The sequence below is a fragment of the Nonomuraea coxensis DSM 45129 genome (assembly GCF_019397265.1).
Lineage (GTDB): Bacteria > Actinomycetota > Actinomycetes > Streptosporangiales > Streptosporangiaceae > Nonomuraea > Nonomuraea coxensis.
Window position 1 is genome coordinate 6,834,983 of the sequence record NZ_CP068985.1, and the last position, 15,018, is coordinate 6,850,000.

Genomic DNA, 15,018 nt, shown 5'->3' on the forward strand with positions numbered 1-15,018 from the left:
GCTCTCCCGTCAGCTCCCGGGCGCGTCGCCGCGCCGCGCAGGAGCCATCGTGTCTCAGTTGTCCGCCGGCGCCTCCGTGTCGGAGGCGCCGACGCCAAGTCCTGTCAGCGGTCGTGCCCGGCGCATGCTGGGCGCGTCCTCAACCGCCGACGTGCTCACCCGCCGGTCCCGCCTCGCCGCCGCGCGTCGTGTCGCGGTCCGGGCCGAGCGGGTCGGCAAGCGCACCGGTGCTGGCGTCGAGCGGCCCCTGCGCCAGCCTGGTCACCTCGGGGGGAACCGGCGGCGCGAAGTCGGCCACAAGGCGCAGCCCTGTGAGCACATCGTCGGGTCGAACTGCAGGCGTCATGTGCCGAACAACCATGCGCAGTATGACACACGGCCCTCTTTGCACCTGAGCTGCGGTTCTTTCTGTTCCCTCGGACACCGTCAGCCCCAGGACGGCACCACGCGCGTCGAAGCGGCGGGGTCCCTTCTTGGTGAGGCGTTCGACCTCCACCGTGCCCTCCGCGAGAAACTTCCCCACCGCCACCTCGGCGAGCTCGCGATCGGCACCGGGCAGGCGCACCTCCCAGTCGGAGACCTCCAAGCGGTCGGCCAGCCCACCCTGACCCGCCTCCACGACGTCGAGCACATCGAGCCCCGGCGGCAGCGATCCGTCCAGACTGGACCTGACCTGCTCGGGGTCGCACGGCGCGGTGACGCCGATCTCGAGGTATTCGGCTTCGCTGGCGACGCCGGTCGGCGCCGCGCCCGCGTAGGAGATCTTGGGGTGGGGCGAGAAACCCGCGCTGTAGGCCACCGGAATGCCGGCACGGCGGACCGCCCTCTCGACGGCTCGCGAGATGTCGCGGTGGCTGGTGAAGCGCAGGCGACCGCGCTTGGCGTAGCGCACACGCAGGCGCTGCACCGTGGGCGCGGGCGGAGGCCCTTCGGGAACAGGTTTCAGAGTCTGTCGTCCTTCCCTTGTAAGAGTTCCTTCATTCAGGATAAGCCGCCCCGGCGTATGGACGTGTACAACGAGACACGGCTCGCCCACTCAGCGCGCTAGACCACGGTGAGTGGAAGGAGTTTCCGTCCCGTCGGGCCGATCTGAATCTCGGTGCCCATGGTGGGGCAGACGCCGCAGTCGTAGCACGGCGTCCAGCGGCAGTCCTCGACCTCACCGCCGGAGACGGCCTCCTGCCAGTCCTGCCACAACCATTCGCGGTCGAGCCCGGCGTCGAGGTGGTCCCACGGCAGGACCTCGTTCTCCTCCCGCTCGCGGGTGGTGTACCAGTCGACGTCGATGCCGGCCTTCTCCGCCGCGGCCATCCAGCGCTCGTAGGAGAAGTGCTCGCTCCAGCCGTCGAACCGGCCGCCGTCCTCCCAGACGGCCCGGATGACCGCGCCGATCCGTCGGTCGCCGCGCGACAGCAGGCCCTCCACGATCGAGGGTTTGCCGTCGTGGTAGCGGAAGCCGATGGCCCGGCCGTATTCCTTGTCGCCGCGCAGCGAGTCGCGCAGTGCCTTGAGCCGCCGGTCGACGGTCTCGTGGTCGGCCTGCCCGGCCCACTGGAACGGCGTGTGCGGCTTGGGCACGAACCCGCCGATGGAGACCGTGCAGCGGATGTCTCTGCTGCCGGTGGCCTCACGGCCGGCCTTGATGACCTTCTTGGCCAGGTCGGCGATGCCGAGCACGTCCTCGTCCTGCTCGGTGGGCAGGCCGCACATGAAGTAGAGCTTCACCTGCCGCCAGCCCTGCGAGTAGGCGGTGGTGACGGTGCGGATGAGGTCTTCCTCGGTGACCATCTTGTTGATCACCTTGCGCATCCGCTCCGAGCCGCCCTCGGGGGCGAACGTCAGGCCCGAGCGCCGGCCGTTCCTGGAGAACTCGTTGGCCAGGTCGATGTTGAACGCGTCGACCCGCGTCGAGGGCAGCGACAGCGAGGTGTTGGTGCCCTCGTAGCGGTCGGCGAGGCCCTTGGCGACCTCGGCGATCTCGGAGTGGTCGGCCGACGACAGCGACAGCAGGCCGACCTCGTTGAAGCCGGACTCCTTGATGCCGTTGTCGACCATCGCCCCGATCGTGGTGATGGACCGCTCGCGCACCGGGCGGGTGATCATGCCGGCCTGGCAGAACCGGCAGCCGCGGGTGCAGCCGCGGAAGATCTCCACGCTGAACCGCTCGTGCACGGTCTCGGCCAGCGGGACCAGGGGTTTCTTGGGATAGGGCCACTCGTCGAGGTCCATCACCGTGTGCTTGTGGACCCGCCATGGCACGTCGGGACGGTTGGGCGCGACCCGCTTGATGCGCCCGTCCGGGTGATAGTCGACGTCGTAGAACTTGGGCACGTAGACGCCACCGGACTCGGCCAGCCGCATCAGCAGCTCGTCACGGCCGCCTGGTCTGCCCTCGCCCTTCCACTCGCGCACGACCTCGCTGATGGCGATGGAGATCTGCTCGCCGTCGCCGAGCACGGCCGCGTCGACGAACGCCGCGATCGGCTCGGGGTTGAAAGCCGCGTGGCCGCCCGCGACGACGATCGGATCGTCCTCGCCCCGCTCGGCGGCCTCCAGCGGGATGCCGGCCAGGTCGAGCGCGGTCAGCAGGTTGGTGTAGCCGAGCTCGGTGGAGAACGACACGCCGAGCAGGTCGAAGGCGCGCACCGAGCGGTGCGCGTCGACGGTGAACTGCGGCACGCCCTCGGCCCTCATGAGGGCCTCCAGGTCGGGCCAGACGGCGTAGGTGCGTTCGGCGAGCGTGCCGGGCAGCTCGTTGAGGATCTCGTAGAGGATCGCCACGCCCTGGTTGGGCAGCCCGACCTCGTAGGCGTCCGGGTACATCAACGCCCATCGCACGTCGGCGGAGTCCCAGTCCTTGACGGTCGAGTTGAGCTCACCTCCGACGTACTGGATGGGCTTCTGCACCTTGGGCAGCAGCGCTTCCAGGCGGTGGAAAATCGACTCGACAGGCATACCGTCAAGGGTAGCGGGGCCTGGGCGGTGGCAAATCCGGCAAGCGCGCTCACGCCCGGTCAGCGCCGCCCGCGGCCGGTCAGATGAACGACTGGCCCCGCACCTTGATGGCCTGCAGCAGCCCGATCGCGATCAGATTGGCGAACGTGGCCGTGCCGCCGTACGACACGAACGGCAGCGGCAGCCCGGTGATCGGCATGATGCCGATCGTCATGCCGACGTTGACGAACGTCTGGAACCCGAACCAGCACACGATCATGCCGGCGACCAGCGTCCCGAACCGGTCCTCACACTTGCGGGCGATCCGCAGCCCGCGCACCAGCACCACCCCGAGCAGCACCACGACGGCCGCCGACCCGAGAAACCCGAACTCCTCCCCCGCGACGGTGAAGATGAAGTCGGTGTGCTGCTCGGGCACGAACCGCCCCGTCGTCTGCCCGCCGCCGAGCAGCCCCTTGCCGAGCAGCTGCCCGGACCCGATGGCGATCAGCGACTGCGTCGCGTTGTATCCCACACCGCGCGGGTCGACGCTCGGATCGACGAACGCCGTGAACCGCGCCACCTGGTACGGCTCCAGCAACTGGAAGTAGAACACCGAGAAGATCCCCACCGCGGCGGTGGCCACCAGCCCCACGATGACCCGTTTGCGCACGCCCCCGAGGACCAGCCCGGCCGCCGTGATCACTGCCAGCACCATGGCCGTGCCCAGGTCGGGCTGGAGCATGACCAGCCCCATCGCGACCATCGCCGCCAGGATCGCCAGCATCACGTCGAGCCCGCGCGGCCGGTCGGCGCCCTCCGCAGGCTGCGCCAGCAGCATGGCGATGATCAGCAGCAGCCCCACCTTGGCGAACTCCGACGGCTGCACCGCGAACCCGCCGCCGAGCAGGATCCACGAGTGCGAGCCGTTGATCGTCGCGCCCAGCGGGGTGATCACCAGCCCCAGCCCGACCAGCGACACGAAGAACACCAGCGGCGCGTACGCCCGCATCGCCCGGTGGTCGACGGTGGCCACCATGGCGCACAGCACCACGCCGATGGCCTCGTTGAGCATGTGCTTCTTCACCAGCCCGGTGGAGCCGGGCGCCCAGGTCCTGGTGCACGACCACACCAGCAGCGTGCCGATCACGCACAGCCCGGCGACCGCCACCAGCATGAGCCCGTCGAGCCTGCGGACCGCGGAGTTCTCCTGCATGAGCCGGCGCAGCAGCGAGGGCCGCCGGACGGCGGCGGTGCGGGCGGTCATCGAGGCGCCACCGTTCCGTCGGGCCGGAAGACCGGCAGCTTGGTGGTGAGCCTGCCCCCGGGCACGGCCGGGGTCCGTTTGATGCCGTAGATGCCCTCGTAGATCTCACGCGCGGCGGGCGCGGCGGTCTGCGCGCCCATGCCGCCCTGGGAGACCATGACGACCACGACGTACTGCGGGTTCTTCGTCGGCGCGAACGAGGCGAACCACGAGGTGTCCTGCTTGCCCCACACCTCCGCGGTGCCGGTCTTGCCGCCCACGCGCACCTTGTCCATCGGGAAGCCGGCGAACGCCCCGGCCGCGGTGCCGTCCTGGGCGACCTGGCTGAGCGCGTTCTTGATGTAGCGCCGCTCCTTCTCGCTCAGCGGCAGCTTGCCGACCACCGGCACGGGGATGGTCCTGACCACCTTGCCGTCGGGCCGCACCTGGGCCCAGCCGATGCGCGGGCTGCGCAGCTTCCCGTCGCTGACCAGCGCCATGTAGGCCCGCGCGAGCTGCATCGGCGTCACCAGCACGTCGCCCTGGCCGATGGAGAAGTTGGCCGAGTCGCCTGGCCGCAGCAGGAACCCCTCGGTGCAGTTCTCGAGCGCCAGCCGCTTCAGGAACTCCGCCCGCGCCCGGTCCTTGACCTCCGGATAGCCCTTGCGCGAGCGCTCGCAGTTGATCGCGCTGGTCTGGTTCCACAGGTTCTTCTTCCACGCCCGGTCCGGAATGCGGCCACCGGACTCGCCCGGCAGGTCGACGCCCGTGGGCCGGCCGAACCCGAAGGCCCTGGCGGTGTTGGCGAAGACCTCCTTCGGCGTCTTCTTCGGATAGCGCCCGCCGTCCTTGAGGTACTGCTCGTACGCCGCCCGATAGAAGATCGTGTCGCACGACTTCACCAGCGCCGTGTGCAGGTTCATCGGGCCCAGCCCGATGCCGCGGAAGTTGTTGAAGGCGCGCCCGCCCACGTTGTACGACCCCGCGCAGTCGTAGGTGCCGTTCAGCGGATAGCCGGCCCGCAACATCGACGTCACCGACGAGATCTTGAACGTCGAACCCGGCGCGAACTGCCCGTTGATCGCCCGCGACACCAGCGGCTTGCCCGACTTCTCCGACATCAGCCACTGGTAGCCGCGCGCCGAGATGCCGCCGCCCCAGATCTCCGGGTCGTAGTTGGGCTGGCTGGCCAACGCCACCACCCTGCCGCTCCGCGCGTCGAGCACCACCGCGGCCCCGCCGTCGGCCTGCGGCGCGGACTTCATGGCCTTGGCGAGGGCCTTCTCGGTCACCGTCTGGATGCGCGAGTCGATGCTGGTCACCAGGTGGTCGCCAGGGATGGGCGTGACCTGGTCCTCCACCCCGAGCGCCTTGCCCATCCGGTCGACCTGCACCCGGCGCAGCCCGGCCTTGCCGCGCAGCGCGTCGTCGTAGACGTACTCCAGCCCGTCACGCCCGGCCAGGTCGACGCCGGAGAAGGCGGCCTTGAGCCCTTCGCGCTTCTCCAGCTCCTCCTCGGTCACCGGCTGCAGGTAGCCCAGCATCTGCGCGCCGGCCCGGCCGCCGGGGTACTGCCGGACCGAGTGGATCTCGGCCGTCACCCCGGGGAACTCCTCCTGGCGCTCCAGGATCTGCAGCGCCTCCCGGGTGTCCACCTTCTCGTCCAGCGGCACCGGCTGGTAGGGCGAGCCCGTCCAGCACGGCTTCGGCACCTTCGGCCCGCACGGCGTGATCTTCCGCTGCAGCTCCTGCACCGGCCTGCCGAGCACCTGCGACAGCTTGGTCAGCACCTTCAGGCCGCCGTCGGGCGTCCTGGACAGCAGCGCGCGGTCCACCGACACCACCAGCGCCGTACGGTTGCGCACCAGCGGCCGCCCGGAGGAGTCGAGGATCTGCCCGCGCACGGCCGGCACGATCACCGTGCGCGTCCTGGTCTCCGTCGCCCGCGTCACGAACTCCTGCCCGTGCACCACCTGCACCTGGTAGAGCCGCCCGATCAGCACCACGAGCAGCGCCAGCACCAGCACGTGCAGCACCAGCAGCCGGGTCCGCATCCTGATCATGTCGAGTACCTCGGCTCACCGCCGCGGCTGGCCAGCCAGATGACGACAGGGGACACGAGCAGCGTGTAGACGATGGTGACGGGCACCTCCTCGGTCAACGTGGCCAACGTCACCCGGGGATCGCCGACCAGCAGGTTGACGCCCACCGCCAGCAGCGGCGCCAGCAGCACGCACAGCACCACGGTGGTCACCGGCCCGCCCGCGCCGCGTCCCGCCACGTAGCCGACCAGCGCGAACACGAACGCGTACTGTCCGACCAGATGCGCTCCCGGCGGCGCGATGTCCACCACCAGCCCGGCGAAGAACCCGAGCACCGCCCCCGGCACCGCCCCGCGCGCCAGCGCCGCCCCGACCACGGCCAGCAGCACCAGGTCAGGCGCTCCCCCGGCAGGCAACGGCAGCCGGTTGACCAGCATGACCTGCACCAGCAGCGCCAGCAGCACGCACAGTCCTCCGATCACCGCGACCCCTCCTCGTGCCCCGACCCCCTGCTGACCACGCCCCGCCCTGCACCCACCGGCGCCCGCACCACGACCCGCCCCCGGCGGACGGAAGCCCGCACCACGACCCGCCTTCCACGCGCCGACGTGCGCACCAGGACCGGCCCCTCGCGGGCAGACGCCCGCACCACGACCGGCCCGTCGTCGCGCGCGGGGTCCCGCGTCACCGTGACCCCCCTCGGCGCGTCGGCGTCCGCTTCACCGCGCTCCCCTCCTTGGCGGGCAGCACCGCGTCACGCGGATCCCTCTTCGGCGCCTCGACCACCACGCCCACCGCGTCCAGCGCCGTGAGGTCCGCGAACGGCCGCGCGTAGGCGATGCGCGTCAGCTCCCCGGGCGTCGACTCCACCCGCTCGATCACCCCGATCGGCACCCCCGGCACGTACGGCCGCCCGTTCTGCGACCCGAAGCTGACGATCCGCCCGCCCCGCACCAGCGGCGCGGTGGAGTCGAGCAGCCGGAACTGCACGAGCCTCCCGTTCTCGCCCACCCCGTGGACGACGCCGATCTCCTTGCCGCCCTCCAGCCGCGCGCCCACCGCCGACGCCGGATCGCTGATCAGCAGCACCGTGGAACTGCTGGAGGAGGCGTGGATGACCCGTCCCACGAGCCCGGCGCCGTTGAGCACGGTCATCTCCGGCTGCACCCCGTCGCCGGTGCCGATGTCGATCTGCACGGTGTCCTCGAACCCCGGCTGGCCCCGCCGCGCGACCACGCTGCCCGTGACGATCTTGTATCCGCCGGTTCCCGCCAGCCCCAGCAGCTTCTTCAGCTCGCTGGAGCGGGCGGCGTCGAGCTTGCCTGCCAGCATCCCCGCCCGCAGCCGGGCGTTCTCCTCCGTCAGCGCCCTGATCCGCTCCTGCGCGGCCGGCGCGGTGAACAATGCCTGCACGAACGTGGTGACCGGGCGCACCACCCCGCCGCCGAGCTGCTCGGCCGAGCCGAAGACCCAGGCCCCGACCGCGCGGAGCGGGCGCATCGGCGAGTTCTCGCCGGTGCGGTGGTCAACGGTCAGGATGACCAGCGCCGCGGTCAGCAGCACTCCGAGGATCAGCCGGGCTCGGCGCGAGTCCCTCATCAGTGCCGTGACTCCGGCACCAGAACCTCCTGCAGCGCCTCGAAGTCCTCGGCGCACTTGCCGGAGCCGATGGCGACCGAGTCGAGGGCGTTCTCGACGAGGTGGACCGGCATGCCCGTCTCGGCCTTGACCCGCTCGTCGAGGCCCTTGAGCAGGGCGCCGCCGCCGGTGAGCGCGATGCCGCGGTCCATGATGTCGCCGGACAGCTCGGGCGGGCACTTGTCGAGCGTGGTCTTGACCGCGTCGACGATCGCGTTGACCGGCTCCTCGATCGCTTTCCTGATCTCCTCACCTGACACGATGATCGTCTTCGGCAGCCCGCTGACGAGGTCGCGCCCGCGGATCTCCGCGTGCAGCTCCTCGCCACCGGGGCAGGCCGAGCCGATCGCCATCTTGATCTCCTCGGCGGTGCGCTCGCCGAGCATCAGCGAGAACTCCTTCTTGGCGAACGCGATGATCGCCTGGTCGAGCTCGTCGCCGCCGATCCGGATCGACTGGCTGGTGACGAGGCCGCCCATCGAGATGATCGCCACTTCGGTGGTGCCGCCCCCGATGTCGACGACCATGTTGCCGGTGGGCTCGTGCACTGGCAGCCCGGCGCCGATCGCGGCCGCCATGGGCTCCTCGACGATGTAGACCTTGCGTGCGCCGGCCTGGTAGCCGGCCTCTTTGACCGCGCGCTGCTCGACGCTGGTGATGCCGCTCGGCACGGCGATGATGATGCGCGGCTTGGCGAAGTGGCGCCTCTTGTGCACCCTTTGAATGAAATATCGCAACATGCGCTCGGTGACGTCGAAGTCGGCGATCACGCCGTCCTTCAACGGCCGGACGGCCACGATGTTGCCGGGCGTGCGGCCGATCATGCGCTTGGCCTCGATGCCGACCGCCACGATCTTCCCCGTGGTGGTGTTGATCGCGACGACTGACGGCTCGTTGAGCACGATGCCGCGGCCACGCACATAAACCAGTGTGTTGGCGGTGCCGAGGTCGACCGCCATGTCACGGCCGAGGAACGCGAGCTTGCTGCCCATGGGGAACGGAGCCCTCCGTAACGTCGTTCGCGAATGACTACGGATTGAATTCGAATCGTAACGTGACGTACCCACCGATGAGTGCAACGAGCCGCCGCGCCCCTCAAAAATCTCCAGCCCCAAGCTCAACCGCAATTTTGCCCAGACTGCCGCACAACACCCGAACGCCGACTGGACCGTTCCAAAAGCCTCACATGGCATCCCGCAACTCTCGGCACACGCTACGCGAGACCACCGACAAAAACACGCGCGCCCGCACAGCGCGTGGAGCTGTGCGGGCGCGGGATCTCCTGCGGCCCCTCGGAAGGGACGACCAGGGCGACGCGACTAGAAGCGGTCGGGGAAGAAGATCTTGATCTCGCGGGCGGCCGACTCGGGCGAGTCGGAGCCGTGGACGACGTTCTCGCCGATCTCCAGCGCGTGGTCGCCGCGGATCGTGCCGGGGGCGGACTTCACCGGGTCGGTGGCGCCGGCCAGCGCGCGGAAGGCCTCGACGGCGCGGGGGCCCTCCAGCACCATGGCGACGAGCGGCCCCGACGTGATGAACTCGACGAGTTCGCCGAAGAACGGCCGCTCGGAGTGCTCGGCGTAGTGCGCCTTGGCGGTGTCGGCGTCGAGGGTGCGCAGGTCCATCGCCACGACCTTGAGGCCCTTGCGCTCCACACGGGCGATCACGTCACCGATGAGGCCACGCTTCACCCCGTCGGGCTTGATCAGGACAAGAGTGCGCTCGGACACTTGAAGTTCTCCTTCGAACAGAATGGGGTCGCGGCTGCCGCCGCCCCGGCCTCACCGGGAGGACGCCACGCCGGGCGCGGGCCCGGACGTCGCCGTAGCCGGGCCCTCAGCTTACCGTCCCGGGCCCGCACCCTCGCTTCGGACGGGCGATCCCGCCCTCCCTGTCGGACCGCCCCAGAGCCCCGACGGCGCCGCCTACGGGGCACGGTCGTCCTCGGGCGACTTCCCCTGAGGCGGAACAGCGGGAAGCGGTCCCTCCTCGGATCCCTTCCCCGGCCCCTCCTCGGATCCCTTCCCCGGTCCGTCCTCGGGTGCGCTCTCCGCCCCGGCGAAGGCGGAGCCGGCCTGCCCACCCTGCGCGGCCTGCCCACCCTGCGCGGCCTGCCCACCCTGCGCGGCCTGCCCACCCTGCGCGGCCTGCCCAGACTGCCGGGACCCGCCTCCTTCGGGCACGCCCCCGCCGGACTCCTCGGCTCCCTCCTGGCCTGCGCCCTCCGCGGCGGCGAAGGCGTCCCCCCACTTCCGCCGATCACCCGCGCAGTCGGCGGCCTCGCTGCTCAGACCCGGATCGTCCGGCGAGGCAGGCACGAGCAGGACGTCGTCGAAGGCCCGCCTCCCTCCCCCGTCGCCCTCGGAGCGCCGGGCCAGCACCGCCGCCAGCACGATGACCGCCACCAGCAGGAACCCGCCGATGAGCGCCCACCAGTGCAACGCCCCCACGAACTTGTCCACCAGCTCCTGCGCCGACCGGACCCCGTCGAGCAGGGCCATCTGCACCCCCGTCCCCAGCAGGAACCCGGCCAGCACCCCCGCCACGCACAACGACAGCCCGAACGCCGCCGCACCGATCCCGACCTCCCGCAGCGTCGCCGTCACGGCCACCGCCGCCCCCACCGCGAGCAACGCGAACGGCACCGCCAGCACCATCCCGTCGGCCGACGGCACCACCAGCCGGACCGAGCACAACCCCACCACCATGGACAGCAGCCCCAGAGGCGCCAGCCATCTCCCGGCGGCGACCGGGAACACCCGCACGGCCACCGCCGCGCCGATCGCGAGCACCCCCGCGACCCCGTACGGAATCCACAACCCGCGCAGCCCGGGCCCGCCGAGCCCGCCCATCTCCACCAGCGTCACCTGAGCCGCGCTCGGCAGCAGCACCACCCCGACGGCCACCAGCACGTACGCGGCCCGGCGGCTCTCCGCCGCGCCGATCGACGCCAGCGCCAGCAGCCCGATGACGGCCGTGGCCGCCAGCAGCACCACCGGAGGCGCCTGCCAGCCCGCCGAGGCCGTACTGACCGCCACCACGGCGATCCCGGCCGCGAGAACGCCGCTCAGCAGCAGCCGGCCCCGCTCGCCCACCTCTTGAACGGGAGCCTCAGGCCGGCCGAGCAGCATCCAGGCCAGCAGGTACGCCGCCGCCAACCCCAGCGCGACCCCCGTGACCAGCGGGTAAGGCTGCAACGTCACCTTCCAGCTGCTGACCGCGTCCAGCGGCCACAGCGCCAGCGCCTGCGCCGTGAGCAGGCTCAGGCTGAACATCCCGGCCCACAGGCCGCGCAGCACCGGCGTACGCAGCCAGACCGCGACCAGCGTCGCGGCCAGGAGCAGCCCGGACCCGACGCCGCGCGACACCCGTACGGCGCCGACGACGGGCTCGGTCACCGCGTAGCCGCCGGCCGCGTCGGACAGCGCCACCAGCGCCAGCCCGGCCAGCATGAGATGAGCGGCCGGGACGCGCCGCAGCGCCACCGCCGCGAGCGGCACGGTCAGCATGAGCGCGGGCAGGGCGAGCCCGTGCGTACGCATGAGCCCGACCTGGTCGATGTCGCCGGGCAGCAGCTTCGCGACGACGGAGAGCGTGTTGGGGATCGTGGTGATCGCCAGCGGCAGCGCGCAGACGACCAGCAGCCCGAGCAGGGTGTCGAGCAACCAGCTGTTTCCGGACGCAGCCGAGCGGAGCGACCGCTGGATCGGGGGGACGGCCATGTAGGCCGACTTTAGCGGGAAGTAGCGCCCTCGACACGGCGAGCGACCATAATCGCCGTGATCCACAGTGCCGCGAAGATCGCCCCGAGGAAGAACATGGACGTCACCAGGAACCCCGTGGCGATCGCCAGCACCTGGACGACGCTGCCGAGCAGGTAACCGACCGGCTTCTTGAGCAGGCCGGCGGCGACCACGCACAGCACGGCCAGGCCGATCCCGGCCGTCACCGCCAGCGCCGGCTCGACCTTGCCCACGACGATCGCGACGGGCGTGATCAACCCGGCGACGATCGCCTCCATCCCGAGCACGCTGGCACCGAGCCTGCGCATGCCCGGCGTCACCTGAAAGCTCATCGCGAACCCCCCTTCATCCTCACTGACCGGACCGGTCCACCCGAAGGGCGCGACACGCCGCATCCGGTCATCAGACGCCGTCGGCCTTCAGCAGCAGCCGCCGCGCGTCCCCGGCCGTGACGACCGAACCCGTGATCAGCACGCCGGTGCCGCTGAACTCGCCCTCGGCGTCGGCGATGCCGATCCCCTTGTCGATGGCGTCGTCCAGGCGGTCCTCCACGTGCACCCGCTCCTCCCCGAAGATCGGCGCGGCCAGCGCGGCCAGTTCGTCGGCCGTCAGCGACCTGGGCGAGGAGTTGCGCGTGACGACGATCTCGTCGACGATCGGCTCCAGCAGCTCCAGCAGGCCCTCGACGTCCTTGTCGCGCATGACCGCGACCACGCCGATCACCTTGGCGAAGTCGAACGCCTCGTGCAGCCCCTCCAGGGTCGCCTGCATGCCGCCGGGGTTGTGGGCGGCGTCGATGACGACCGTCGGCGTACGGCGCACGACCTCCATGCGCCCCGGCGAGGACGCCTGCGCGAACGCCTGGCGTACGAGGTCGGCGTCGAGCGGGTCGTCGCCGCCCGTCAGCGCCTCGACGGCGGCCAGGGCGCACGCCGCGTTGCCCGCCTGGTGAGCGCCGTACAACGGCAGGTAGACCTCGTCGTAGACGCCCTTGAGGCCGCGCAGGGTGAGCAGTTGCCCGCCGATGGCGACCTCGCGGCTCATCACCCCGAACTCCAGCCCTTCGCGCGCCACGACCGCCCCCACCTCGGCCGAGCGCCGCATCAGCACCTCGGCCGCGGCCAACTCCTGCTGGGCGAGGACGGCGGTCGCGCCGGGCTTGATGATGCCCGCCTTCTCCCCGGCGATGCTGGGGATGTCGGGCCCGAGTCGGTCGGTGTGGTCGAGGGAGATCGGAGTGATCACGCACACGGCGCCGTCGGCCACGTTGGTCGCGTCCCACGACCCGCCCATGCCGGTCTCGATGACCGCGACGTCCACGGGCGTGTCGGCGAACGCCGCGAACGCCATGGCCGTCAGCAGCTCGAAGAACTGGATGCGCCGGCCCTGGGCGTCGGCGAGCTCGACGTACGGGATGATCTCCTCGTAGACCTGCGCGAAGCGTTCCTCGCTCAACGGCTCGCCGTCGACGGTGATGCGCTCGCGCATGGACACCAGGTGGGGGCTCGTGAACCGCCCCACCCGCAGGTTGCGCTCCTTGAGGAGCGCCTCGGTCAGCCGCGCGGTGCTCGTCTTGCCGTTGGTGCCGGCGATATGTATGACCGGGTACGCCCGCTGCGGTGAGCCGAGCAGGTCCAGCAGGGCCGCGATCCTGTCCAGCGTCGGCTCGAAGTCCCACTCGACGCCGCGCTCCATGATCGCGCGTTCGACGGCACGATAATCCACACCTCAACCCTACTGACTGCCCGCACCGCTTCCAGCCACGCCCCGTTCCTGCCGTGCCCGGAAATGCAGAAGGGCCCCGACTGAACCAGTCGGGGCCCTCCCATAAAGATTGTCCGGCGGTGACCTACTCTCCCACACCCTCCCGAGTGCAGTACCATCGGCGCAGAGAAGCTTAACTTCCGGGTTCGGAATGTAACCGGGTGTTTCCTTCCCGCCATAACCGCCGTAACCCTCCGAAACACACAAACACAAACGTGCCTGCTGCCTCAGAATTGCCTAGTGGACGCGAGCAAAAACTTCAAGAAAGTATGCTTTGTGGTCAAGTCCTCGGCCTATTAGTACCGGTCAGCTCCACACGTTACCGCGCTTCCACCTCCGGCCTATCAACCCGGTCGTCTACCGGGAGCCTTACCCACTCTCGTGGTGGGAGACCTCATCTCAAGGCGAGCTTCCCGCTTAGATGCTTTCAGCGGTTATCCCTTCCGAACGTAGCCAACCAGCCGTGCACCTGGCGATACAACTGGCACACCAGAGGTTCGTCCGTCCCGGTCCTCTCGTACTAGGGACAGCCCCTTTCAAGTCTCCTGCGCGCGCAGCGGATAGGGACCGAACTGTCTCGCGACGTTCTAAACCCAGCTCGCGTACCGCTTTAATGGGCGAACAGCCCAACCCTTGGGACCTACTCCAGCCCCAGGATGCGACGAGCCGACATCGAGGTGCCAAACCATCCCGTCGATATGGACTCTTGGGGAAGATCAGCCTGTTATCCCCGGGGTACCTTTTAGCCGTTGAGCGACACCGCTTCCACACGCCGATGCCGGATCACTAGTCCCAGCTTTCGCTCCTGCTCGACCCGTCAGTCTCACAGTCAAGCTCCCTTGTGCACTTACACTCAACACCTGATTGCCAACCAGGCTGAGGGAACCTTTGGGCGCCTCCGTTACCCTTTAGGAGGCAACCGCCCCAGTTAAACTACCCACCAGACACTGTCCCCGATCCGGATCACGGACCAGAGTTAGACGTTCAAAACGACCAGAGTGGTATTTCACCAATGACTCCACCCGAACTAGCGTCCGAGCTTCCCAGTCTCCCACCTATCCTACACAAGACGCTCCAAACGCCAATGTCAAGCTGTAGTGAAGGTCCCGGGGTCTTTCCGTCCTGCTGCGCGAAACGAGCATCTTTACTCGTAGTGCAATTTCGCCGGGTCTGTGGTTGAGACAGCGGGGAAGTCGTTACGCCATTCGTGCAGGTCGGAACTTACCCGACAAGGAATTTCGCTACCTTAGGATGGTTATAGTTACCACCGCCGTTTACCGGCGCTTAAGTTCTCACCTTCGCCAGCTTGCGCTGACTAAGCGGTCCCCTTAACGTTCCGGCACCGGGCAGGCGTCAGTCCGTATACATCGTCTTACGACTTCGCACGGACCTGTGTTTTTAGTAAACAGTCGCTTCCCCCTGGCCACTGCGACCCCCACCAGCTCCAGGCGCAAAGCCCATCACCAGCAGAGGTCCCCCTTCTCCCGAAGTTACGGGGGCAATTTGCCGAGTTCCTTAACCACAGTTCACCCGATCGCCTTAGTATTCTCTACCTGACCACCTGAGTCGGTTTAGGGTACGGGCCGCCACAACACTCACTAGAGGCTTTTCTCGGCAGCATAGGATCATCCACTTCACCACAATCGGCTCG

The 15,018-nt window shown here is 69.5% G+C and carries 12 protein-coding genes and 2 rRNA genes (1 of these 14 running past the window's edge); all 14 read right to left on the reverse strand.

Features of this window, described 5'->3' with window-relative positions; genetic code table 11:
* Positions 1 to 139 precede the first annotated feature (139 nt).
* Positions 140 to 907 (reverse strand): TIGR03936 family radical SAM-associated protein, encoded by a 768-nt coding sequence (locus Nocox_RS32040; RefSeq protein ID WP_020546371.1) that lies wholly within the window; start codon positions 905 to 907, stop codon positions 140 to 142.
* A 137-nt stretch (positions 908 to 1,044) separates the two neighbouring features.
* Positions 1,045 to 2,955, reverse strand: a complete 1,911-nt coding sequence (locus Nocox_RS32045; RefSeq protein WP_020546372.1) for a TIGR03960 family B12-binding radical SAM protein — start codon at positions 2,953 to 2,955, stop codon at positions 1,045 to 1,047.
* A gap of 79 nt (positions 2,956 to 3,034) precedes the next feature.
* Positions 3,035 to 4,201 (reverse strand): rod shape-determining protein RodA, encoded by a 1,167-nt coding sequence (gene rodA, locus Nocox_RS32050; protein ID WP_020546373.1) that lies wholly within the window; start codon positions 4,199 to 4,201, stop codon positions 3,035 to 3,037.
* Positions 4,198 to 6,243, reverse strand: coding sequence for a penicillin-binding protein 2 (gene mrdA, locus Nocox_RS32055; RefSeq protein WP_020546374.1), 2,046 nt, complete (start codon positions 6,241 to 6,243; stop codon positions 4,198 to 4,200). The genes rodA and mrdA overlap by 4 nt, the downstream gene beginning before the upstream one ends.
* On the reverse strand, positions 6,240 to 6,704 hold the full coding sequence (gene mreD, locus Nocox_RS32060) for a rod shape-determining protein MreD (protein WP_020546375.1): 465 nt from the start codon (positions 6,702 to 6,704) through the stop codon (positions 6,240 to 6,242). Before mreD ends, mrdA begins: the two co-directional genes overlap by 4 nt.
* Positions 6,701 to 6,910 (reverse strand): hypothetical protein, encoded by a 210-nt coding sequence (locus Nocox_RS32065; RefSeq protein WP_020546376.1) that lies wholly within the window; start codon positions 6,908 to 6,910, stop codon positions 6,701 to 6,703. Before Nocox_RS32065 ends, mreD begins: the two co-directional genes overlap by 4 nt.
* On the reverse strand, positions 6,907 to 7,821 hold the full coding sequence (gene mreC, locus Nocox_RS32070) for a rod shape-determining protein MreC (protein ID WP_020546377.1): 915 nt from the start codon (positions 7,819 to 7,821) through the stop codon (positions 6,907 to 6,909). Before mreC ends, Nocox_RS32065 begins: the two co-directional genes overlap by 4 nt.
* Positions 7,821 to 8,852 carry a rod shape-determining protein gene (locus Nocox_RS32075; RefSeq protein WP_020546378.1) on the reverse strand — a complete coding sequence of 344 codons (1,032 nt, stop codon included), beginning with the start codon at positions 8,850 to 8,852 and terminating at the stop codon, positions 7,821 to 7,823. The genes mreC and Nocox_RS32075 overlap by 1 nt, the downstream gene beginning before the upstream one ends.
* Positions 8,853 to 9,179: 327 nt before the next feature.
* Entirely contained in the window at positions 9,180 to 9,590 is a 411-nt protein-coding gene (gene ndk, locus Nocox_RS32080) for a nucleoside-diphosphate kinase (RefSeq protein WP_020546379.1), read from the reverse strand.
* A 195-nt stretch (positions 9,591 to 9,785) separates the two neighbouring features.
* Entirely contained in the window at positions 9,786 to 11,582 is a 1,797-nt protein-coding gene (locus Nocox_RS32085) for a hypothetical protein (protein ID WP_157383383.1), read from the reverse strand.
* A gap of 11 nt (positions 11,583 to 11,593) precedes the next feature.
* Positions 11,594 to 11,935 carry a DUF4233 domain-containing protein gene (locus Nocox_RS32090; protein WP_026214996.1) on the reverse strand — a complete coding sequence of 114 codons (342 nt, stop codon included), beginning with the start codon at positions 11,933 to 11,935 and terminating at the stop codon, positions 11,594 to 11,596.
* A gap of 70 nt (positions 11,936 to 12,005) precedes the next feature.
* The gene (locus Nocox_RS32095; RefSeq protein WP_020546382.1) at positions 12,006 to 13,298 is read right to left on the reverse strand and encodes a bifunctional folylpolyglutamate synthase/dihydrofolate synthase; all 1,293 of its coding nucleotides are present in this window, start codon (positions 13,296 to 13,298) and stop codon (positions 12,006 to 12,008) included.
* A 141-nt stretch (positions 13,299 to 13,439) separates the two neighbouring features.
* Positions 13,440 to 13,556: ribosomal RNA gene (gene rrf / locus Nocox_RS32100) — 5S ribosomal RNA — on the reverse strand.
* A gap of 87 nt (positions 13,557 to 13,643) precedes the next feature.
* Positions 13,644 to 15,018, reverse strand: a 23S ribosomal RNA gene (locus Nocox_RS32105) (it continues 1,731 nt past the right edge of the window).